20 protein-coding genes and 1 pseudogene are annotated in these 20,199 nt (G+C 72.0%); 12 read left to right on the top strand and 9 right to left on the bottom strand.

Translation table 11 applies throughout. The annotated features are described in order from the left end of the window. Positions 1-5 precede the first annotated feature (5 nt). Together ACZ6S4_RS43280 and ACZ6S4_RS43285 are read left to right on the top strand one after the other, a co-directional pair. Positions 6-566: a putative immunity protein gene (locus ACZ6S4_RS43280; RefSeq protein ID WP_465480456.1), complete on the top strand. Its 561-nt coding sequence runs from the start codon at positions 6-8 to the stop codon at positions 564-566. Beyond that, positions 563-1,066 carry a putative immunity protein gene (locus tag ACZ6S4_RS43285; protein ID WP_465480457.1) on the top strand — a complete coding sequence of 168 codons (504 nt, stop codon included), beginning with the start codon at positions 563-565 and terminating at the stop codon, positions 1,064-1,066. Before ACZ6S4_RS43280 ends, ACZ6S4_RS43285 begins: the two co-directional genes overlap by 4 nt. 2 nt (positions 1,067-1,068) lie before the next feature. On the opposite strand, the gene ACZ6S4_RS43290 is transcribed toward ACZ6S4_RS43285, so the two are convergent. Further along, the gene (locus ACZ6S4_RS43290) at positions 1,069-1,533 is read right to left on the bottom strand and encodes a hypothetical protein (protein ID WP_465480458.1); all 465 of its coding nucleotides are present in this window, start codon (positions 1,531-1,533) and stop codon (positions 1,069-1,071) included. 72 nt (positions 1,534-1,605) lie between these two features. Here ACZ6S4_RS43290 and ACZ6S4_RS43295 point away from each other — a divergent pair, with 72 nt between their 5' ends. Beyond that, the gene (locus ACZ6S4_RS43295; protein ID WP_465480459.1) at positions 1,606-4,884 is read left to right on the top strand and encodes a DUF4132 domain-containing protein; all 3,279 of its coding nucleotides are present in this window, start codon (positions 1,606-1,608) and stop codon (positions 4,882-4,884) included. Between the two features lie 6 nt (positions 4,885-4,890). Here ACZ6S4_RS43295 and ACZ6S4_RS43300 read toward each other — a convergent pair whose 3' ends face one another. Beyond that, entirely contained in the window at positions 4,891-5,367 is a 477-nt protein-coding gene (locus ACZ6S4_RS43300; RefSeq protein WP_465480460.1) for a DUF6653 family protein, read from the bottom strand. An 839-nt stretch (positions 5,368-6,206) separates the two neighbouring features. Between ACZ6S4_RS43300 and ACZ6S4_RS43305 the strand changes: the two genes are divergently transcribed. Beyond that, positions 6,207-6,614, top strand: coding sequence for a hypothetical protein (locus ACZ6S4_RS43305; protein WP_465480461.1), 408 nt, complete (start codon positions 6,207-6,209; stop codon positions 6,612-6,614). A gap of 81 nt (positions 6,615-6,695) precedes the next feature. Beyond that, positions 6,696-6,932, top strand: coding sequence for a hypothetical protein (locus ACZ6S4_RS43310; protein ID WP_465480462.1), 237 nt, complete (start codon positions 6,696-6,698; stop codon positions 6,930-6,932). On the opposite strand, the gene ACZ6S4_RS43315 is transcribed toward ACZ6S4_RS43310, so the two are convergent. The 6 genes from ACZ6S4_RS43315 to ACZ6S4_RS43340 form a co-directional block, all read right to left on the bottom strand. Beyond that, a complete protein-coding gene (locus ACZ6S4_RS43315; protein ID WP_465480463.1) occupies positions 6,905-8,089 on the bottom strand; it encodes an RNA polymerase sigma factor in 1,185 nt (394 codons plus the stop codon). The genes ACZ6S4_RS43310 and ACZ6S4_RS43315 overlap by 28 nt on opposite strands. Positions 8,090-8,091: 2 nt before the next feature. Further along, positions 8,092-8,439, bottom strand: coding sequence for a YciI family protein (locus ACZ6S4_RS43320; RefSeq protein WP_465480464.1), 348 nt, complete (start codon positions 8,437-8,439; stop codon positions 8,092-8,094). 83 nt (positions 8,440-8,522) lie between these two features. Continuing rightward, on the bottom strand, positions 8,523-9,077 hold the full coding sequence (locus tag ACZ6S4_RS43325) for an alpha/beta hydrolase (RefSeq protein ID WP_465480465.1): 555 nt from the start codon (positions 9,075-9,077) through the stop codon (positions 8,523-8,525). A gap of 10 nt (positions 9,078-9,087) precedes the next feature. Further along, the gene (locus ACZ6S4_RS43330; protein WP_465480466.1) at positions 9,088-9,870 is read right to left on the bottom strand and encodes an SAM-dependent methyltransferase; all 783 of its coding nucleotides are present in this window, start codon (positions 9,868-9,870) and stop codon (positions 9,088-9,090) included. A gap of 2 nt (positions 9,871-9,872) precedes the next feature. Further along, the gene (locus ACZ6S4_RS43335) at positions 9,873-10,223 is read right to left on the bottom strand and encodes a winged helix-turn-helix transcriptional regulator (protein ID WP_465480467.1); all 351 of its coding nucleotides are present in this window, start codon (positions 10,221-10,223) and stop codon (positions 9,873-9,875) included. Between the two features lie 48 nt (positions 10,224-10,271). After that, positions 10,272-10,988 carry an alpha/beta hydrolase gene (locus tag ACZ6S4_RS43340; RefSeq protein WP_465480468.1) on the bottom strand — a complete coding sequence of 239 codons (717 nt, stop codon included), beginning with the start codon at positions 10,986-10,988 and terminating at the stop codon, positions 10,272-10,274. A gap of 261 nt (positions 10,989-11,249) precedes the next feature. On the opposite strand from ACZ6S4_RS43340, the gene ACZ6S4_RS43345 reads away from it, so the two are divergent. From ACZ6S4_RS43345 to ACZ6S4_RS43375, 7 genes and pseudogenes are all read left to right on the top strand, one after another. Beyond that, on the top strand, positions 11,250-12,260 hold the full coding sequence (locus tag ACZ6S4_RS43345; protein WP_465480469.1) for a molybdopterin-dependent oxidoreductase: 1,011 nt from the start codon (positions 11,250-11,252) through the stop codon (positions 12,258-12,260). An 83-nt stretch (positions 12,261-12,343) separates the two neighbouring features. Next, complete coding sequence (locus tag ACZ6S4_RS43350; RefSeq protein ID WP_465480470.1) at positions 12,344-13,369, top strand: alpha/beta fold hydrolase; 1,026 nt, start codon at positions 12,344-12,346, stop codon at positions 13,367-13,369. Positions 13,370-13,456: 87 nt separating this feature from the next. Further along, positions 13,457-14,179, top strand: a complete 723-nt coding sequence (locus ACZ6S4_RS43355) for a hypothetical protein (RefSeq protein WP_465480471.1) — start codon at positions 13,457-13,459, stop codon at positions 14,177-14,179. Continuing rightward, a complete protein-coding gene (locus tag ACZ6S4_RS43360) occupies positions 14,176-15,141 on the top strand; it encodes an LLM class flavin-dependent oxidoreductase (protein WP_465480472.1) in 966 nt (321 codons plus the stop codon). Before ACZ6S4_RS43355 ends, ACZ6S4_RS43360 begins: the two co-directional genes overlap by 4 nt. Before the next feature lie 13 nt (positions 15,142-15,154). Then, complete coding sequence (locus ACZ6S4_RS43365) at positions 15,155-15,535, top strand: RidA family protein (RefSeq protein WP_465480473.1); 381 nt, start codon at positions 15,155-15,157, stop codon at positions 15,533-15,535. Between the two features lie 188 nt (positions 15,536-15,723). Then, the gene (locus ACZ6S4_RS43370) at positions 15,724-16,317 is read left to right on the top strand and encodes a Pycsar system effector family protein (protein WP_465480488.1); all 594 of its coding nucleotides are present in this window, start codon (positions 15,724-15,726) and stop codon (positions 16,315-16,317) included. 458 nt (positions 16,318-16,775) lie between these two features. Beyond that, positions 16,776-17,586: pseudogene (locus ACZ6S4_RS43375) on the top strand (hypothetical protein). Positions 17,587-17,625: 39 nt separating this feature from the next. Here ACZ6S4_RS43375 and ACZ6S4_RS43380 read toward each other — a convergent pair. Continuing rightward, positions 17,626-20,082 (bottom strand): glycoside hydrolase family 94 protein, encoded by a 2,457-nt coding sequence (locus tag ACZ6S4_RS43380; protein WP_465480474.1) that lies wholly within the window; start codon positions 20,080-20,082, stop codon positions 17,626-17,628. Positions 20,083-20,199: the final 117 nt, after the last annotated feature.

Below are 20,199 nucleotides of genomic sequence, written 5' to 3' on the forward strand. Positions count from 1 at the left end.
TCGACATGGCGCTGAGCACCGACACTGTGTCCGGGGACTTCGACCTGGCGATGGACGAGCTGCGCGTCGTGGCGCGCTACGTGGTCCGGCACGCCGAGGACGTCCTGCCGGTCTTCGAGAACGCGGTACCCGGCGATCCGCGCCCGCGGGCGGCGATCGAGGCGAGCTGGGCGTTCATCAACGGCGCGCGCCGGACGACATGGCAGCGCGTCGCTTCACTCGACGCTCATCGAGTCGCCCGTACCGCGCCCTCCGAGGCGGCGCGGCTGGCCGCGCGGTGCGCGGGTGACGCCGCTTCGGCCGCGTACCTGCACCCCATCGCCCGGGCCGGCCAGGTCGGCCACATCCTGCGAGCGGCCGCGAGCGCCGCGCGCATCGGGGAGCTGACGGCAGGCGACGATCCCGCGGCCGGGAGTGCCCTGCTGGAACGGTCTCTGCACCGGGCGACACCGGCGCTGATCGACGTTCTGCGCCGTTACCCACCCGCGCCGGCCGGCCGTAGCCGGGTCGCCCAGCTGATGAGTGCCCTGGACCGGGCCCTGCGCCAGGGCGGGCAGGCCGCGTGATTCTGCCGAAGATCCGTGACCCCCGCTTCGTGACGATCCGCCGGGGCGGAACCCTCACCGACGCCGACCACCGGCTCCTCGCACTGTGGGCCGCCTCGTGCGCGGAGCACGTCCTGCCGTTCTTCGAGGTGGCCCGGCCCGCGGACCCGCGACCGCGCCAGGCGATCGAGCACGCCCGGGCGTGGGTCCGCGGCGACGTCAAGATGATGCAGGCCCGCGCGGCGGGCGGTCACGCGATGGGAGCGGCCCGAGACCTGACGGGCGCGGCCCGGCATGCCGCGTACGCCGCCGGGCAGGCCGCGGTCGTCGCCCACGTCGCCGCCCACGAGCTCGGCGCGGCCGCGTACGCGATCAAGGCGGCCCGAGCAGCCGAGGGCGAAGCCGCCGGGCGACGGGAGTGCCGGTGGCAACGCGATCAGCTCCCTGCGGCGATCCGCGAGCTGGTCCTCGACGACCAGCGCCTGCGCAACGACATCTGCTGGTCGGCCTTCGACTGCTGACGCTATTCGCCCCGGCCGGAACCGATGATCACGAACGTGCGGTCCGGCGCCGGGCGCATCATGGTGAGCCGGACCTCGCGCGGCCACCAGCGGGTGGGCTCCCGCCAGGCGCACTCCACGATCCGGGCCCGCGGGTCGTCGGCACAATCGCCGAGCTGCTCCCAATGATCGAGCTGGGTGGCGACGATCTTCCGCGACTGCAGCCACGGCGATCCCGGCGGCATCGCGTACGTGCGCACGGTCGCCGACCCACGGTCGTTGCGCAGGCCGCGCGCGATGATGCCGCCGCGGTCCAGGACGACCCGCTCGTACCCCGCGGACTCCAGCACCGCCCCGGCGGGTGGGGAGATGGCGTGCGGGACGCCGGCGGCTCTCCACCGTACGAGAGCAAGCGCGCCCAGGGTGAGCAGGACGACCAGCAGGCCTCCCGCGATGGCGGCGCCCAGGCGCCGTCGACCGATCCGCACAGCCGGAGCCTAGGCGACCGGCGCCACGTCCCGGTCTTGTCGTACCCGGCCGCTAGCCTTCGGACAGTTCTCATGGGGGAGGCGTGGATCAACGTGGGCGATGTTCCGGCGTTTGTGCGGCGGCACCGGTTCGTGCGGCGGGGCAGTGTGGATGCCCCGCCGTTCGTGATCGACGTGAAGGGCGGCGAGGCGGCCGAGCAACGGATGGCCGCGGAACGCGCCGCGGTGCTGGCGATCCTCGACGCGCCGGGGACGGCTCGGCCGCTCGCCGCGGCGGTCCGGGCCTGGCTCGACGGCGACCCGGACGTGACGCCGTTGGGCGCGGCGGGAGCCCTCACGGCAATGAGCCTCCGCATTCAGTATCCGGAGGACAAGGGGGACCTCCTCACGCCGCTCGCCGATCTCTGGATCGCCCGCCACGGCCTGCTGTTCGCCGCGCGGGCGGCGGTCGAGCAGGCATTGCTGGGCGTCCGGGAAGGCGAGCGCGTCAACCCGGCGACCTACGGTGACCTCTCCCTCGCGCCGGTCGCGTTCGGCGAGGCTGCCCATCGCGGCCCGCAACGGCAGATCCTGCTCCGGGTCCGGGCTGCGATCGCCGTGGCGACCGAAGACGAATACGCGGAGGTCGTCGAGGCGCTGCGGCCGTACCGCGACCGGCACTGGAGCGCGGCTGTCGCCACCTCCGTCCTGTTGCCGGGCGAACGCGACTGGGTCGAGCAGGATGTGCGGACGGTCCTCGCCAACGGCGCTCCGGAGCCTGAGCTGGCCGCGCTCCTGCTGCTCGCGGCGGGCACTGCGGCGCAAGCGCGGGCCCTTGCGCCACACCTCGACAACTGGTGGTCGCTGCCGATGTCCGCGGTGCTGGCCACTCTCGCCGACGGGCTCGGGCCGGGGGCGGCCGGCGCTGTGCTGGTCTGGTTCGACATCCCGTACATGACGGCCGACTCGCAGCAGCGGATGCTCTCGGTCCTGACCGACATGGACGACGACGCGGTCTTCGAGGAGCTGCTCGCCCGGCTCGACCGCAAGTACGTGCCCGCTGCGGTGCTCGATGCGGCCGCGCGCTTCCCGGCCCGGGCGATGCGGCTGTTCGCCGAGGCCGGTTCGCCGATGCTGCGCGCCCACGTGCTGGCGCACCTCGGCCTGGTTGACGAAGTTCTGCCCTCGCTCGGTGCCGCGGCCGCGCAACGGGTGCGCGGAGTGGCCGATGCTGCTGCCGCCGTCTCGTACGCGCCGCTCGCAGCCGTCCCGCCGGTGCTGGCCGGCCCACCGTGGCTGCATCGCGCCAAGCCCCCGAAACCGGTCGTGATCGCGGGCCTGAGCTGCGCCGACCCCGCGACCCTCGAGTGGCGCGACGGCGAACGCGACCGGTGGCTCGACACTCCCGGCGACTGGGGACAGCCCTGGATCACCTGGGAGGAGGCCGCCCGCTGCGTGGCGTCGGGTTCGAACGTCTGGTTCGCGTCGATGCTGTTCACCGGCGGCCCCGAGGAGCTGGTCCGGCCCCTGCTGCCCACGTGGCAGCCGGAACGGGCGGCTGTGTTCGGCGAGTGGGTGAAGGTGGCCGCCGCGCGGTTCGGGCTCGACGCGCTTCCGCTCGTGCAGGGCGCGGCCGAGCGTTCGCCCGCGCTGACCGACGCCCTGCTGCCGTACTCGTCACCGGCGGTCGCCGCGTTCATGGCCGATCGCTACACGCGGGTGAAGAGCGCCCGGCCGGCGGCGCTCACCTGGCTGTTGCGGCACGCGGAGGCCGCCGCGCGGGCGCTGGTCCCGGCCGCGCTCGGCAAAGCGGGCACGGCCCGGCGGCAGGCGGAGGCGGCGCTGCTGGCCCTGCCCGCTGCCACGGTCCGCACGGCGGCGTCCGCGTACGGCCCGGCAGCGGCCTCGGCGATCTCCTCGCTGCTGGCGCGCGACCCGCTGACGCTGCTGCCCGCCCGGCTGCCGGCGAACCCGCCGTGGGCCGTGCCCGCGACGCTACCGCCGGTGCGGCTGCGCGACGGCTCGGGAGCATTGCCGCCCGCCGCGGTCGGCGCGCTGATCACCATGCTGGCCGTCTCCAAGATGGACGAACCGTATGCGGGGATCGGACACGCCGCCGCCGCCTGCGAGCCGGACGACCTGGCCCAGTTCGCGTGGGGACTGCTCGAGGCCTGGCAGCTCGCCGGGGCGGACGCCAAGCAGAGCTGGGTGCTCGACGCCCTGGCGCTGCTCGGCGATGACACCACCGTGCGGCGGCTCACCCCGCTGATCCTCGCGTGGCCGGGCGAGGGCGGGCACACCAAGGCGGTCGCCGGGGTCCGGGCGCTGGCGGCGATCGGCAGCGATGTGGCGCTGATGCGGCTGTACGGCATTTCGCAACGGGCCAAGTTCAAGGGGCTCAAGACCGCGGCCGAGGAGAAGATCACCGAGGTGGCCGACTCGCTCGGGCTCACCGCCGAGCAGCTGGCCGACCGGCTCGTGCCCGACTTCGGCCTCAGCGCCGACGGGAGCATGACGCTCGACTACGGATCCCGGCAGTTCCGGGTCGGCTTCGACGAGCAGCTCCGGCCCTACGTCTCGGATGCCACCGGAAAGCGGCTCAAGGCGCTGCCGAAGCCTTCGGAGCCGCTCGCCGAGGATGCCTACCAGCAGTTCACCGCGCTGAAGAAGGACGTTCGGACAGTCGCCGCCGATCAGGTGCGGCGGCTGGAGCAGGCCATGGTCACCGGCCGGCGGTGGACCCCGGAGGAGTTCGCCCGGTACTTCGCCGGCCATCCGCTGCTCTGGCACATCGTGCGGCGGCTCGTCTGGACGGTGTCGGACGGCGCCTCCTTCCGGGTGGCGGAGGACCGCAGGTACGCCGACGCCGCCGACGAGCCGTACGCCCTGCCCGAGGACGTCACGGTCGGCGTCGCGCACCCGCTCGACCTCGGGGACACGCTGCCCGCGTGGGGTGAGGTCTTCGCCGACTACGAGATCGTCCAGCCGTTCCCGCAGCTCAGCCGGGAGACCTACCCGGCCGGCGAGGAGAGCCTGAAACGGTTCCTCGGGGCCGAGGTGCCCGCCACGCGCGTGCTCGGCCTGGAACGGCGGGGCTGGCGGCGGGAGGCGCCGCAGGATGCCGGGGTGCAGAGCCGGATCGAACGGGTGGCCGGCGACCTCACCGTGGTCGTCGAGCTCGACCCGGGCATCGCCGTCGGTGATCCCGACGGGCTCGGTGACCAGACCCTGGAGGACATCCACGTCCACGGCAGGTCAAGGCGCGACGACAGACCCGGCCGGCAACCGTTCACCGCGCTCGGCGCGATCGCCGCTTCGGAGGTGATCAGGGACCTGACGATCATCGCGGAGCCCGCCGCGGCCGGTCGCTAGAGGGGCTCAGTACTCCCACCGGGCGTACTGCGGGTGGCGGGTCTTCAGGTCCTCGAACAGCAGCACCTGCCGGTCGATGAACCAGGCCTTGGCGGCCTGCAGAATCACCAGGCCCGCCACGGTGTCGACCACGGTGGTGGTGAACTGGGCCGGGGTCGCGACCGAGGCGCGTTCGGACCACACCCGCTCGCCGAAGACGCCGCGCGACGCCCAGTTCCGGGTGGACCGCGGCTCGCCGAACAGCAGCGGGTTGACCATGAGGAACACCACCGTGAGGACGACCGGCACGAGGCACCACCAGCCGATCCAGTCCCGGCTCCAGACCGACAACGCCAGCAGCGGGAGGGCCGAGAACCGGGTCCAGACACTGACGGGGTCGGCGTGCCGCGTCCACTTGTCACCCTCCAGCCCGAACAGCTTGGCGACCCGCTGTTCGCTGGTGGCCTTCGCGGCCGGTGACGGGGGTGCTTCGGGAGTGGTCATCGGGTGCTCCTCGAATTGGTCGTGCTCTCGACTGACACCGTTGACGTTCGCAGGCGGGACGGTCGCCGCCCAGCCGGGCGACTGGCCGGTCGGGGGCCGGCTTTCTGGTGTGACCGCGGCGGCCCCGGGGCTCTGCACCGCCGGGGCGGCGGTGGCCAGGGTCGCCGTGGTGGGGCCGGGGTCCGCGGCCTGCGCGTCACGGTCACCCGCCGTGCGCGGCGGGGGCCGGAGCGGCCGGCGTGGGTCCGGGTACCAGATCTGTGACCGTGGCCCGCGCGTCGCGATCGCCGGCCTTACGGGGGCAGGGCCGGAGCGGCTGGCGTGGGTCCGGGTACCAGATCTGTGACCGTGGCCCGCGCGTCGCGGTCGCCGGCCTTACGGGGGCAGGGGCCGGAGCGGCTGGCGTGGGCTGGGGGTATCCGTGGCCTGCGCGTCGCGGTCGTCGGCCCTGCGCGTGCGGGAGCCGGAGCAGCCGGCGTGGGTGGGGGGATGAGCTCCGTGACCGTGGCCTGCGCGTCGCGGGTCGCCGGCCTTGCGCGTGCGGGAGCCGGCACGCCTGCCCACTCTGCGCGATAGCGACGCCTTCTCGCCGGGAGCCGGAGCGGTCGGCGCGGGCGAGAGCTGAAGCGGCCGGTGCAGGCGCGGGCACCAAGTCCGCGACCGCGGCCCGCATGTCACCGCCGGCGGCATGCGCGCCGGACTCGGCCACGCCCTGTCCGATCCGGACGCCGGGTGCGGGCTGGACGCCGTACCGGTGGATCCGCGGTCGGTCTTTGCGCATCGGGCGTGCGCGCATCGCCGCCGTCCGTCCGGTATCACCCGCCGCTACGCTGACGGGCGTGAGTGCGGACGGCGTCGAGCGCATGGAACGCCGTCGCGCGGAGGCCGCCCGGCGGGCCAAGGAGCTGGGCGAGCGCATCACCGAGCTGGGGCGCCGTCGCGCGGAACGGAACGCGGACACCCGGGGCTCAGGCGTCGAGCAGTTGCGCGTCGCGCGCGAGAACGTCGACCGGGCCCGGCGAGCAGCCGCCGCGGCCGCCGAACGGGCCGCAGCCGCGGCCGAGTCCTCGGCGATCGTGCACGACCGGGCCGCGCTGCTGCACGAGGAGCTGGCCAAGGGCGGCGGCAGCGGTGCCGAAGACCATCTGCGCCGCGCGGCCGAGCACCGCCGCGGGGCCGGCGACGACCGTGAAGTCGCGAAGAACAACCTGGCCGAGGCGGACCGTCGCCGTCCGTCGCCACCGTAGCGGCCTTTTCGTGACAACGGGCTTTTGCTGACGTAGGGGGCGCGGAGGCATAGATCTAGGTCCGTACGGTACGCAGCGCTCATGGCGGATGACCGGCTGTTGCAATTGCTGCACGACTGCGACGAGTACGTGGTGAGGCAACGGCGGTTGTTGCTGCGCGCGGACGTGCTCGGCTTCCGGGGGGACTGCGTGGCGATGGACGCGGCGTTGGACCAGCTGGCCGCGAGCGTTGCCTGTGCCTGGCGGGCGGCCATCACCGAAGGTGGGGGAGAGCGGACGCGACCGTCGGATCACTTGCGCGGTGACCCGGGCGGTTGAGGAGGCAGTTCCGTCAGGCGGCGTTCGAGGAAGCGGCGTTCGGCCCCGTCGTCGGTGAGCGCCCTCGCCCGCCGGTACGCTTCGCGGGCCTCGTCGGTGCGTTCGAGCCTGCGCAGCAGTTCCGCCCTGGTCGAGTGCAGGTAGCGGAAGTCGTCCAGCCCGAGCCCGTCGACGATGCGCAGACCCGCCTCCGGCCCGTCGATCTCGGCGACCGCGATGGCCCGGTTCAGCTCGACGACCGGGGAGGCGGTCAGGTGGGCGAGCTCGCCGTACAGCGCGGCGATCTGCGCCCAGTCACACGGCGTCTCGGCGTGCAGCGACGCGATCGCCGCCTGCAGCACATAGGGCCCGCGGCCGCCGAGGGCGATCGCCCGGTCGAGCTCGGCCCGTCCCCGGTCGATCTGCGCGGTGTTCCACCGCGACCGGTCCTGATCCGGCAGCAGCACCAGCTCACCGTCGCGGAACCGGGTCTCGCGGCGGGAGTCGTGCAGCAGCATCATCGCCAGCAGCCCGCGGACCTCCGGATCGGCGGGCAGCAGCTCGGTCAGCGCACCGGCCAGCCAGATCGCCTCGGCGGCGAGGTCGTCGCGGCCGCCGTAGCCCTCGTTGAAGATCAGATACACGACGGCCAGCACCGCGTCGAGACGCTCGGGCAGCAGGTGGTCGGGAGGCACGCGGAACGGGATACCGGCCGCCTTGATCTTGCGTTTGGCCCGGACCAGGCGCTGCGCCATGGTGCGTTCCGGGACCAGGAAGGCGCGGGCGATCTCGTCGGTGGTCAGGCCACCCACGGTACGCAGCGTGAGCGCGACCTGTGCCTCGACGGCGAGCGCCGGGTGACAGCACGTGAAGATGAGCTCCAGCCGCTCGTCGGAGAACGTGGTGGTGGTCATCGGCACCTCGGCCCCCTGAGCGGCGAGCAGGCCGGCCTTGGCGGCCAGGGTCCGCTCGCGGCGGATGCGGTCGGTCGCCCGGTTGCGGGCTGTCGTGATCAGCCAGGCGCGGGCGTTGCTCGGCACGCCGTCGCGGGGCCACCGGTCAGCGGCGATGGCGAACGCCTCCTGCGCGGCGTCCTCGGCGAGGTCGAAGTCGCCGAGGACGCCGATCAGGGTGGCCAGGACGCGGCCCCACTCCTCGCGGAAGACCTCGTCGAGCATCGTTACCAGTACACCTGCGAAGGCCGGATCTCGACCGCGCCGCCGTAGCGGGCCGCCGGGACGCGGGCGGCCACCTCGATGGCCGCGTCGAGGTTGTCGGCCTCGAGGATGAACAGGCCGCCGACGGATTCCTTCATCCCGACGAACGGGCCGTCGGTCGTCAGCGTCCTGCCGCCTTCGACCCGCACCGTGGTCGCGTTCTCGGGCAGCCCCATCGGTGGCATCGGGGTGACGCCGGGGGTCTCGTTGATCCCCTGGTAGTCGGCGTAGACCTGCTTGCGGTCCTCCTCGGGGAGCGCGTTCTGTCGTTCGATCGCCGGGCCTTGATAGATCAACATGATGTACTTCATCGTCACTCCTCGGTCGGTCTCCGGAATCGTCGCAGTGAGACGAACGGCGATCGGCGAATTCGACAGCTCGACCGATCGAATTCCTACAGCCTGCTCACGAAGCTGTCCATGGCGACGGTGACGTGGCGCAGCACATCGACCGAGTGCACGGGGTCGCCGGCGGTCTCCATGCTGTGATCGGCGTCCTGGGCCTCGTACCAGGGCTGCCCGAAACCGCGGGCGACCTCCGGATCCCACGACGGGTCGCCCGCACTGCCGACGAGCAGGAACGGCGCGGTGGCGCGCCGCAGGTCGGCCGGCACCGGCGAGTCACGCAGGATGGGGGTCAGCCAGACGCCGGGCAGGCCACGATCAGCGGCCGTCGCCGCGGCGAACGCGCCCATGGACTTGCCGGCCAGGGCGACGGTGCGGGCGGACTCCTGATCGAGGATCCGGCTGACGTGAGCGTTCACGAACGACCTCAGCTGAGCGGACCAGCCCGGCAGATCCTGAACGTCCGGCTCAGGCGGGCTGTCGGGCCACCGGACCTCCCGGGCCGTCCAGCCGTGCTTCGCGAACACCGCGCGAGCGAAGTGCAGCAGCGGCCGTTCCGCTGAGTAGCGCAGGCCGGGAAGCAGGAGGACGACTCTGTCGGGCATACGCGTGACCCTACGGCTTGACGGCAACGGCGCCGTACTCGTCGACCGCCCGCAGGTCCTCGGGCGTGGCATCGGGCGACGGACGCCACTGCGAGCACGGGACCAGGCCCGGCTCGACGACGGTCAGCCCGGTCAGGAAACGGGCGAGCTGGTCGGGGTGGCGCAGGTGGTACGCCAGCGGGGCGTTGGCGTTCCACACGTCGATCGCCGCGGAGAAGGCGGGACCGTCGATGACGTCGGTGCCGTCGGCGGTCACCAGACAACTGCCCGATGGCAGGGCGGCCATGAGCTGCCCCACGATGCTGACAGCCTCGTCCAGATCGCTGACGTGGCCGAGGATGTTCATCAGGATCAGCCCGGTCGGCCGGGAGAGGTCGAGCGTCGTACGCCCGGCCGCCCGCAGGATCCCCGCCGGGTCCTTCAGGTCGGCGTCGAGGTACTCGGTGGCGCCCTGCGGAGTGCCGGTCAGCAGAGCCCGGGCGTGGGTCAGCACGAGCGGATCGTTGTCGACGTACACGATCCGGGACTCCGGCGCGGCGGCCTGGGCCACCTGGTGGGTGTTCTCGGCGGTCGGCATGCCCGTGCCGATGTCGAGGAACTGGCGGATGCCGGCCTCGGTGGCCAGGAAGGTGACGGCCCGCTTCAGGAAGGCCCGCGACGACCGGGCCACGAGCGTGATGTCCGGGTACAGCCGCGCGAACTGGTCACCGACCGTGCGATCGGGCTCGAAGTTGTCCTTGCCGCCCAGCCAGTAGTTCCAGACCCGGGCGGAGTGCGGGACGGCATCGGTCATCGTCAGCTCCGGGAGTCGTGTGCGGCGCGGGCCTTCTCGACGAGTTCCAGGTTTGCCTCGCCCCAGTCCAGCATGGGCCCGGCAGCCGCGAGGAAGCTCGTGCCGAGCGGGGTGAGCTCGTAGCTGATGTTCGGCGGCATGACGTTGTGCACGGTCCGCAGCAGGATGCCGTCGCGTTCCAGCTTGCGCAGCGTCACGGTGAGCATCCGCTGGCTGATGCCGTCGATGCGTCGTCTGAGCTCGGTGAAGCGCAGCGGCCCGGCGCCGAGGGTGGACACGAGCACGAGGGACCACTTGTCCTCGATGATGGGCCGGCATCCGGCCCGCTTCGGCCCGCCGTCGGTAGCTCTCATGACCACCCCCTGTCCGATCGTGAGCGTACCGGCCGCCCGGTACGCCGGTCAGGCGAGCTTCAGCAGCAGCTCGGAAAGCTCGACAGGCATCGTGATCATGCAGTCGTGGCCGGTGGGCAGCTCCCACACCTGCGCCGGCGTCCCGTTCGGCTGCACCTCGGGCAGCGGCCGCACGCCCGGCGGCGCGCCGACGGTGCACCGGATGTAGGTGCGCGCGATCCCGGCCGCGGCGGGGTTGTCCAACCGGGCGGGCTGCTGGAAGCAGAGCACCGACTCGTCCGACAGCAGCGTGCGCAGCCAGGCCTGGTCCGCGGGGTCGGTGACGCCGAACAGGCCGGCGGGCGGCATCTCCGGCAGCGGCGGGATGCGCCACGGGGTCTCGGTCCGCGCGGCCCGGTCGATGAGGAACTGGGTCATGGGTACGACGTCGATCGCGTTCTCACCGTCCGCCGGAATCATCGCGTCGACGTAGACCAGCTGGGCGATCCGGTCGGGGACCTGGTTGGCCACCGACGAGATCACCAGGCCGGCGTAGCTGTGCCCGACGAGCACCACGTCGGTCGGGTCTTCATCGGTGATCAGCCGGACGATGTCCTCGACGTGGGTGTCGAGGCCGACGTCGGGGCTGAGCAGATGGGCGCGGTCGCCGTGACCGGTCAGCGAGGGAGCCAGAACGCGGTGCCCGGCCATGGTCAGGAGCGGGACGACCCGCTGCCAGCTGTCGCCGCTGTGCCAGGCGCCGTGGACCAGAAGATACGTGGACATGCTCCCCAGGGTCCGGAACCGTTGCCCAGCAGGCAATACGGCACATCGCTGTGCCCCGGTTCCCTGGGGGTAACCACGTCAGGCCGGTGGTGCCGCGGTGGATCGCCGGGTCACCAGGCTGGGGGAGAGAGGCCCGCCTCGGTGAGGGCGTCCAGCACTCCCATGGCCACGATGTCCGCGCCGGCGAAGATGGCCGTGGGCGGCGGGGGCGGATCGGGCCTGAGATCGAGCCGGCCGGGCCTGCTGCGCTAGCGTCGGGTGATGCGGATCGGGGTGCGCGGCAGGCAGGCCGGCCGGCGCACCGACCTGCTGCTCGGACTGCTGCTCGGGGCCGGCGTCCTCACCGGGCTCGGCGCCAACACGATCGGCGTCAACTGGTGGCTGGATCTCATCCAGCTGCACGCCGCCGGTGCGCTGGCCGTCCTGCTGCTGACGCCGTGGAAGTACGTGGTGATCCACCGCGGCCTGCGCCGACCGCGGCGTGCCACGGCGATCAAGGTGCTGTCGCTCACCCTGGCGGCGCTCGTGGTCGTCACCATCGCCAGCGGCCTCGTCCACTCGACCGGGCGGCTGGAACGGGTCGGCCCGCTCACCCTGATGCAGATCCACGTGGGCGCGGCGGTGGGCGCGCTGGCCGCGGTGGTCGCGCACTTCCTGCTGCACGCGGTACGGCCCCGGCGCGCGGACGCGGACCGGCGGGCGATGCTGGGCCTGGTGGCCCTGGGTGCGGGCGCCGCCGTGGCCACCGCCGCCTGGGACAACGGCCCGGCGACCGCCCGGCGGTTCACCGGATCGGTGCCGAAGGACGAACTGCTCTTCACCTCCTGGCTGGATGACGGCATCCAGCGCCTCGACCGCGACGGGTGGACATTGCGGGTCGGCTCCGCGGCCTTCGACCTCGACGCCGTGATCGACCTGCCGCACGAACGGTTCACCGCGGTCCTGGACTGCACGAGCGGCTGGTTCAGCAGCCAGGAGTGGGACGGCGTACGGCTGAGTGCCCTGCTCACCGCGGCGGGAGTCGCCCGGGGTGAGTGGCGCAGTGTGGAGGTGCGGTCGGTGACCGGCTACGCCCGCTGGTTCGGGGCGTCCACACTGGACGACGTGTGGCTGGTGACAGCCGTCGGGGGCCGGAGTCTGCCGTACGGAAGTGGCTATCCCGCGCGGATCGTCGCTCCCGGGCGGCGCGGCTTCTGGTGGGTGAAGTGGGTGACATCGATCCAGCCGTCGGCCCGCCCGGCCTGGGCCCAGTCGATCTTTCCCCTGAGCTGAGCTGGCCGGGCCGCGGCGCCGATCAGGTCGGCAGCCCGACATCGGCAGTGACAGCCGGACCGCATCATGGCAGCCTGGCCGTGATGAGGCAGGTAACGCGGTTCGCCGCCACGCCCGCGGGCCGCGTCGCCTACTCGGTGACGGGCAGCGGGCCGCCGGTGGTGTGCTCGCTCGGCTGGGTGTCGCATCTCGGCGTGCTGGACGAGAGCTCCGACCACCGCCGGTTCGTCGAGCTGCTCGCCCGGGAGCACACTGTCATCCGGTATGACAAGCTCGGGTGCGGCCTGTCCGACCGGGCCCGGACCGAGTTCACCATGGAGTCCGAGCTCGCGACGCTGGAAGCGCTGGTCGAGCACCTCGAGCTCAAGCGATTCGCCCTGTTCGGCTCCTGTGAGGGCGGGCAGGTGGCGGCGGCGTACGCGGTGCGGCACCCGGAGGTCCTGTCGTCGCTGATCCTGTACGGCAGCTGCGCCCGGGGCGCCGACCTCGCCCCGGCCGAGATCCGGCAGTCCCTGCTGGCCCTGGTCCGCGCGCACTGGGGGCTGGGTTCGCGGGTGCTCGCCGACATCTGGCTCCCGGACGCCGCGGCCGAGCTGACCGCGATGTTCGCCCAGCTGCAACGGGCCGCCGCGACCGCGGACATGGCCGCCTCGCTGCTGGAGATGTTCTACCGGTTCGACGTCGCCGACCTGCTGCCTCTGATCCGCGTGCCCACGCTGGTGGCGCACCGCCGGGGCAGCCGGGCCGTGCGGTTCGAGCTCGGGCGGGAGCTGGCCGCGCTGATCCCGGGGGCGCAACTGGCCGCGTTCGAGGGCCGGATGCAACCCATCTACGCCGAGGGCGCGGACACCGCCGCGTCGACCCTGCTGTCGTTCCTGCGGGACCAGCGCGGACCGGGGGGACCGAAGGTCGGCGGCGGCCCGCTCACCGCCCGGGAAATCCAGGTCGCCGACCTGATCGCCGACGGATGCACCAACGCCGAGATCGCCCGTACGCTCGGCGTGTCGGTCCGGACCGTGGACGCGCACGTCGACCACGTCCGCACCAAGCTCGGCGTGCGGGCCCGCAGCCAGATCGCCGTCTGGGCCCGGCTGACGCCGGCTAGGTAGTTCTTCCGATGAGCGGGGCGGGGAAGCCGTCGCTGACTCGGTAAGACGACCGATTCAGCCGCCCGGCGCGGCCCCTAGCGTCGAGGCATGCCTGACCAAGAGATCACCATCGACCCTGCCTTCGAGGGGCCGCCCTCGTCCGGCCACGGCGGCTACACCAGCGGGAGGCTCGCGCCGTACCTCCCGGCCGACGCCGAGATCACCCTGCGGGCGCCGGTACCGCTGGGGACCGCGTTGCGGCTCGGGCCGGTCGGGGCCGGTGTGACGCTGCACGCCGGGACGACGGTCGTCGCCGAGGGGGCCTCGACGCGGTTGGCCGACGGTGCACCGCAACCGCCGTCGTTCGCCGAGGCACTGGCGGCCACCGCGTCGTTCGCGGGACTGCGCTTCCATCCGTACCCCCGATGTGTCGGATGCGGCACCGGCCGCACCGACGCCGTGGCGCTCCGGATCTTTCCCGGCCCGCTGGCCGGGCGGGATCTCGTCGCCGCGGTCTGGTACCCGGGCAGCGACGCCACCACCGGCGACCTGATCCGGCCTGAGTTCGCGTGGGCGGCGCTGGACTGCCCGGGCGGCTGGGCGGCGACCCACTTCGGGCGGGTCGACCGGCCCGTCGTGCTCGGCCGGATGGCGGCGCGGCTGCTGGAGCCGATCCCGGTGGGCAGCCCGCACATCGTGGTCGGCTGGCTGGACCGGGTGTCCGGCCGCAAACTGGTCGCCGGATCGGCGCTCTACTCCCGCGACGGAGCTCTCCATGGCTTCTCGCGTCAGACATGGATCATGCTCGCGCCCGCCGGGGCGCCGTCGTGAGACGTGGCCTGGCGTTCACGCCGTTGGAGACCCGCCGCGACGTCATCGTGCGCGCGGCCGCCCTCGCCGACGACCTCGGCTACGAGATGGTCTCCGTCGCCGAGGGCTGGGGGCTCGACGCCACGGTCCTGCTGGCCGGGATCGCCGCCGCGACCCGGCGGATCACGCTGGCCGCCGGCGTGCTGTCGGTCTGGGGGCGGTCGCCCGCGACGATCGCGATGACCGCCGCGACCCTGTACCGGCTCTCCGGCGGCCGGTTCGTGCTCGGGCTGGGGGCGAGCACCCGCCAGCTCACCGAGGGATGGCACGACACCGGGTACGACCGGCCGGCGGCGCGCCTGCGTACGGTCACTGAGCAGGTGCGCGCCCTGCTGAACGGTGAGCGGGCGACGCTGTCGGCCGTACCGGGGGCCAGAGCGTTGCGCCTCGGCCAGCCGCCCGTACCGGATCTGCCGATCTGGCTGGCCGCGACCGGTGAGCACACCATCCGGGTCGCCGCGGACCTGGCCGACGGCTGGTATCCGCTGTACCTGCGCCCCGGCCAGGTGCGCGAGATCGGCGCCGGCCTGGCCGCACCGCGAGCGGCGACGCATCCGCTCACCGTCGCGGCCGGACCGTTCACAGTCGTCGATCCGGACGTCGCGGCGGCCCGGGCGACCGCGGCGGAATGCACGGCGGCGTATCTGGGAGCGATGGGTGACATCTATCCGGAGGTGCTGGCCCGCCAGGGCCTCGCCGCCGAGGTCGGCCTCGTCCGGGCCACCAGGACGATCCCGGCCGAGGCGCAGATCCTGCTCGACGAGTTCACCGCCTACGGCACCGCGGCATCGGTGCGCGAGCAGCTCGGACGATGGGACGCCGCCACCGACATCACCATGGTCGGGTTGCCGCCCGGCCTGTCCTGGCCCCGCCTGGAGGCAACGATCCGCGCCTGCGCGCCTCGGTTTGCCGTCCTCCGATGAAAGGTCGCAGCAGATGCCCCGAGAAATCATCTCCACTCCCGACGCGCCGGAATACCCGAGCTACAGCCAGGCGGCCAAGGCCGGGAACACGATCCATGTCGCCGGGACGATCGGCGTCGACGTGGCGACCGGCCGGCTCGCCGGGTCCACGATCCAGGAGCAGACCCGCCGGTCACTGCTCAACTGCCAGGCGATCCTGCGGGCCGGCGGGGCCACAATGGACGACATCGTCATGGTGCACACCCTGCTCCGGCGATCCGAGGACGCGGACGGCGTCACGGAGGTCTTCGCCGAGTTCTTCCCCGACGTGCGGCCGCCGCGATGCGTCAGCCGGCTCGGCGTCGACCGGCCGGGGATCCTGGTGTCGATCGCCATGGTGGCCGTCATCGACTGAAGGTGCTGCCAACGGCGACCGTGGCTGATTCGTCGAAGACGGCGTCGCCGGCGCCCTTCGACATCGGCGGCAGGGGCTGACCTGGGTGAAAGTCGTACCCAGGTATCGACGTTATGAAGTCGATCAAATACTTTTCGTATATGTGGCGGCGACAAAGGCGCGAGCAAACCGGTCAAATAGCCATCAAAATGGACGTTGCATTGCGGGTGGCGCGCACTGATTACGCTCGCCGCGTTTACGACCGAGCCATGGACTGGTACAAAGTCGCGGAGACAAAGGCTCAGCTGATCCTGACGGTCAACGGGGTTTTCGTCACGATCGGCTTCGGCATCGTTTCCGCGAAGCCTGACGACACGAACGTGCCGGCTCAGAACCTCGGCCTGGAGACCTGGGCCTTCCTGGCCGTCGCCGTGTCGGCGTTGGCCGGTGCGATCGGCGCCGCGGCCGCCTGCCTGCTCTCTCGTCACCGTCACAACATCAAGGCCGACTTCAAGCGCCTCCACATCGACCTCGGGAACGAGAAGAAGCGGTCGCCCTATCCCGTCGAATCCTTGTGGTACTTCGGGCATCTGGGCAGCCTGCCCTTCCGCCGGGCGGTGAGCAGCTTCGATCAGATCGACGAGGACGACGAATTCAAGATCCTCACGTTCCACGTGGTGGGTCTGTCGCGAGTGGTCCTCCGCAAGCACCGTCTGATCAACGCCGGCTGGCTGCTGACCAGCGTCGCCCTCCTGTCTCTGCTCGCCGCCATCACAAGCTACGCGATCCGCGCCAGCACCTGACGCGTTTCCTCGAGTGCGCACGGGCTGTCGTACCAGGAGCTGGAAGCTGGGGCCACAGATGAACCGGAACTTCTCCCAGGACTTCACCACCGACCGGTTGGTGTCGAAGGCACCGGTCGAACGGCCACCGCTGTTGACCGCGGTCACGTAGTTCGCGGAGCGGGTCCTCAGGTCGACGTGCACCCCGTCGCCGACCGGCTCGAGGGTGAACTTCTCGTTGGGGCCGATCACGGTGGCGTCGGTACGCATCACGCTCGTGATCCGGCCGCCGCCCCCGGCCGCCGTCACGAACCGGCCGTTGTCGACCTGGATCGCCCAGATGCTCCCGTTCGGCGGCGGCGGTGCCGCCTGGGCCGGACCGGCCCCCGCCACGGTCGTGGCCCCCGCCAGGGCGCCGGTCACCACGACGGCCGAGATCTTGCTGCGAAGCTTCACTGTTGTTCGTCCCCCTTTCCCGGATGCCGCCGGGACGGTGGGCCGGCGACGCGCCGGCCCGGTTCCGAGAGTGCGGGGGAGACGGCGGCGGGGACGCGATCCCGAGACGATCCCGTACGGCGGTCGCGCGGGTTGCGGACAAATGCGGTGACGGGTCGGTGTTGGGTGATGTCGTGACAGCGAGTCGTTCGCCTCCGGCGTTCGTCGTGCTGCCCGATCCGGGCCGGGCCGGCACCCTCGACGAGCTCGCCGACGGGTTGCGCCAGCGGCGGCGAGGCCCAGGTCACAGGCCAGCCGCCGGCGTCTGCTGGACGCCGGCGCCGTCGAGTTCGCCCGGTACGGCGTCGCCGGGGCGAGTCGACCGCATCTCCGTCGACGCCAAGGTCAGCAAGGCCCAGCTCTACTCCTACTACGCCGGCAAGGAGCAGCTCTTCGACGCGGTCCTCGACGACCAGGTGACCGAGATCCTGGACAAGGCGCCGATCACCGGGGACCTGCCCGACTACTCGGTCCGGCTCTACGACGCGTACCTGGAACATCCCCGGCTGGTGCGCCTGGCTTCATGGGCGCGCCTGGAGAGCAACCCCGCCGGCCCGCTGTTCCCCCCAGGCCGACGAAACCGCCAAACTCGACGTCATCACCGCGGGCCAGCGGGCCGGCCGGATCCGCACCGATATGACCGCGGCCGACATTCACTCCATGGTGATCGCGCTGGCCATGACCTGGTCACCCAGCAGCCTGACCTACACGGCCACCCCGGCCGACCCGGCGGACGACCACGACCGGCGACGGGCCGGCCTGGCCGCCGCCGTCCGCGACGCCTTCATGCGCTGAGCCGGCCGGCGCCACCCCGCTGGATGAAGAGTGCTCACCTCAGGATGAGCCCTCGATGACGGCTTCCACGTGAACCTCGGTACCGGGCGCCGCGGGCGGCACCACGGTGCCCTCCACCCGCTCACCGTTCACGAGCAGGTGGGTGACCCGGCCGGTCACGCCGGCCGCCTTGCGGACGGAGACCCGGTAGGTGGCGCCCCTGAAGGATCGGGTGGCCTGGAAACCCGGCCAGCTCGCCGGGAGCACCGGGTCGACGCGCAGCCCGGTCAGTTCCGGCCGGATGCCGAGGATCCACTGGGTGATGGCGACGAAGTTCCATGCCGCGGTGCCGGACAGCCAGGAGTTCTTGGCCTCGCCGTGGGCCGGCGCGTCCCGGCCGGCGATCATCTGCGCGTACACGTACGGTTCGCATCGATGCACCTCGCTGATCGCCTCCCGGGCGGACGGGTTGATCCGCTGGTAGTAGTCGAAGGCGCGGTCGCCGTTGCCCACCATCGCCTCGGCGATCATGATCCACGGGTTGGTGTGGCAGAAGATGCCGGCGTTCTCCTTGTAGCCGGGCGGATAGGAGGAGATCTCGCCGAGCTCGATCCGATAACCGGAGTACGCCGGCTGCTGCAGGATGATGCCGTGCGGGGTGGCCAGCCGCTCCGCCACGCTGTCCAGCGCCCGCACGGCCAGCCCGTCGTCGAGGCCGACGCCGCCCAGCACGCACATGCCCTGCGGCTCGATGAAGATCTGTCCCTCGTCGTTCTCCTCCGAGCCGACCGGACGTCCGTCGAAGTCGTACGCGCGGCGGAACCAGGCGCCGTCCCAGCCGTGCTCGACGATGACGCCGGTCATCTTCTCCGCGGCGGCGCGGTACTCGACCGCCTCGTCGTCCAGCCCGCGCAGCTCGGCGATCGCGGCCAGCTCCTTGCCGGCCAGCACGAACTGCCCGGCGATGAAGACCGACTCGGCGGCGCCGCCGGTGGCGTTCTCGGTGGTCTGGAACGGCTCACCCGGGGTGTCGGAGAAGCAGTTCAGGTTGAGGCAGTCGTTCCAGTCGGCCCGCCCGATCAGCGGCAGGCCGTGCGGGCCGAGCCGCTCCCGGGTGTAGCGCAGCGACCGGCGCAGGTGCTCGTACAGCGGTGCCTCGCTGCCCGCCGCGTTGTCGAAGGGCACCGGCTCGTCCAGGATCGTCTGGTCACCGGTCTCCTTCAGGTACGCGGCGACGCCCAGGATCAGCCACAGCGGGTCGTCGTTGAAGCCCTGGCCGATGTCGTTGTTCCCCCGCTTGCTCAGCGGCTGGTACTGGTGATACGCCCCGCCGGTCGTCAGCTGGGTGGCGGCGATGTCGAGAATCCGTTCCCGGGCCCGTTCCGGGACCATGTGGACGAAGCCGAGCAGGTCCTGGTTGGAGTCGCGGAAGCCCATGCCGCGGCCGATCCCGGACTCGTAGAACGACGCGGAGCGGCTCATGTTGAAGGTGACCACGCACTGATAGGCGTTCCAGATGTTGACCATCCGGTCGGTGTCCGGGTCCGGGGTCGTCACGCTGAGGGTGCCGAGCAGCCGGTCCCAGTAGGTGCCGAGCGCCGCGAAGCCCTCGGCGACCGTCTCCGGCCGCAGCCAGCGCTCGATCACCGGGCGCACGTGGCGCTTGTTGAGCGTCTGCGACCCGGGTGGATCGAACTTCTCGGTGCGCGGGTTCTCGGCGTAGCCGAGCACGAAGATCACCTCGCGGGTCTCGCCGGGCGCCAGGCTGAGCCGTACGTGGTGACTGCCGATCGGTGCCCAGCCGTGCGCCACCGAGTCGAAGGCCGCGCCCCGCTCCACCGCCGCCGGCTGGTCCCATCCGCGGTACGCGCCGAGAAAGGTGTCCCGCTGGGTGTCGAAGCCCGCCAGCGGTTCCGAGCAGGCGAAGTAGGCGAAGTGGTCACGCCGTTCGCGGTACTCGGTCTTGTGGTAGATCACCCCGTCGGCCACCTCGACCTGGCCGGTGGAGAAGTTGCGCTGGAAGTTGGTCGCGTCGTCCTGCGCGTCCCACAGGCAGAACTCGACCGAGGAGAAGAGCGAGAGCTCAGCCGCCGTGTCGCGCTCATTGGTGACCCGGCACCGCCAGACCTCGAGGGTCTCGCCGAGCGGCGCGAAGTACAGCGTCTCGGCGCGGATGCCGTCGCGGGCGGAGGCGATCCGGGTGTACGACAGGCCGTGCCGGCACTCGTACTCGTCCAGGGAACTGCGCGTCGGCTGCCAGGTCGGTGACCAGAAGTCACCGGTGGCGTCGTCCCGTACGTACAGGTAGCGCCCGCCGAGGTCGAACGGCGCGTTGTTGTAGCGGTACCGGGTGAGGCGGCGCAGCCGGGCGTCGCGGTAGAACGAGTATCCGCCCGCGGTGTTGGAGATGATGCCGAAGTACGCCTCGGTGCCCAGATAGTTGATCCAGGGCAGTGGCGTGTCCGGCCGGTCGATGACGTACTCACGGCGCTCATCGTCGAAGTGTCCGTAGCGCACGGGGTCTCCTCCCTGCTCCAGCGGTCAGCGCCCGCGCGATGACTTGGGAGCGCTCCCACAGCAAGATGTTATGGGTGAAGCCGTCCACACGCGACCCCCGGATGGCGGGCACCGGCC

This window comes from Actinoplanes sp. NPDC051405 (assembly GCF_055586185.1).

Excerpts from the sequence above, each read along its gene's own strand:
- ACZ6S4_RS43280 (WP_465480456.1), top strand. The coding sequence starts at position 6 with ATGGCGCTGAGCACCGACACTGTGTCCGGGGACTTCGACCTGGCGATG.
- ACZ6S4_RS43295 (WP_465480459.1), top strand. The coding sequence starts at position 1,606 with ATGGGGGAGGCGTGGATCAACGTGGGCGATGTTCCGGCGTTTGTGCGG.
- ACZ6S4_RS43300 (WP_465480460.1), bottom strand. The coding sequence starts at position 5,367 with ATGACCACTCCCGAAGCACCCCCGTCACCGGCCGCGAAGGCCACCAGC.
- ACZ6S4_RS43310 (WP_465480462.1), top strand. The coding sequence starts at position 6,696 with ATGGCGGATGACCGGCTGTTGCAATTGCTGCACGACTGCGACGAGTAC.
- ACZ6S4_RS43315 (WP_465480463.1), bottom strand. The coding sequence starts at position 8,089 with ATGCTCGACGAGGTCTTCCGCGAGGAGTGGGGCCGCGTCCTGGCCACC.
- ACZ6S4_RS43320 (WP_465480464.1), bottom strand. The coding sequence starts at position 8,439 with ATGAAGTACATCATGTTGATCTATCAAGGCCCGGCGATCGAACGACAG.
- ACZ6S4_RS43325 (WP_465480465.1), bottom strand. The coding sequence starts at position 9,077 with ATGCCCGACAGAGTCGTCCTCCTGCTTCCCGGCCTGCGCTACTCAGCG.
- ACZ6S4_RS43330 (WP_465480466.1), bottom strand. The coding sequence starts at position 9,870 with ATGACCGATGCCGTCCCGCACTCCGCCCGGGTCTGGAACTACTGGCTG.
- ACZ6S4_RS43335 (WP_465480467.1), bottom strand. The coding sequence starts at position 10,223 with ATGAGAGCTACCGACGGCGGGCCGAAGCGGGCCGGATGCCGGCCCATC.
- ACZ6S4_RS43340 (WP_465480468.1), bottom strand. The coding sequence starts at position 10,988 with ATGTCCACGTATCTTCTGGTCCACGGCGCCTGGCACAGCGGCGACAGC.
- ACZ6S4_RS43345 (WP_465480469.1), top strand. The coding sequence starts at position 11,250 with ATGCGGATCGGGGTGCGCGGCAGGCAGGCCGGCCGGCGCACCGACCTG.
- ACZ6S4_RS43350 (WP_465480470.1), top strand. The coding sequence starts at position 12,344 with ATGAGGCAGGTAACGCGGTTCGCCGCCACGCCCGCGGGCCGCGTCGCC.
- ACZ6S4_RS43355 (WP_465480471.1), top strand. The coding sequence starts at position 13,457 with ATGCCTGACCAAGAGATCACCATCGACCCTGCCTTCGAGGGGCCGCCC.
- ACZ6S4_RS43365 (WP_465480473.1), top strand. The coding sequence starts at position 15,155 with ATGCCCCGAGAAATCATCTCCACTCCCGACGCGCCGGAATACCCGAGC.
- ACZ6S4_RS43370 (WP_465480488.1), top strand. The coding sequence starts at position 15,724 with ATGGACGTTGCATTGCGGGTGGCGCGCACTGATTACGCTCGCCGCGTT.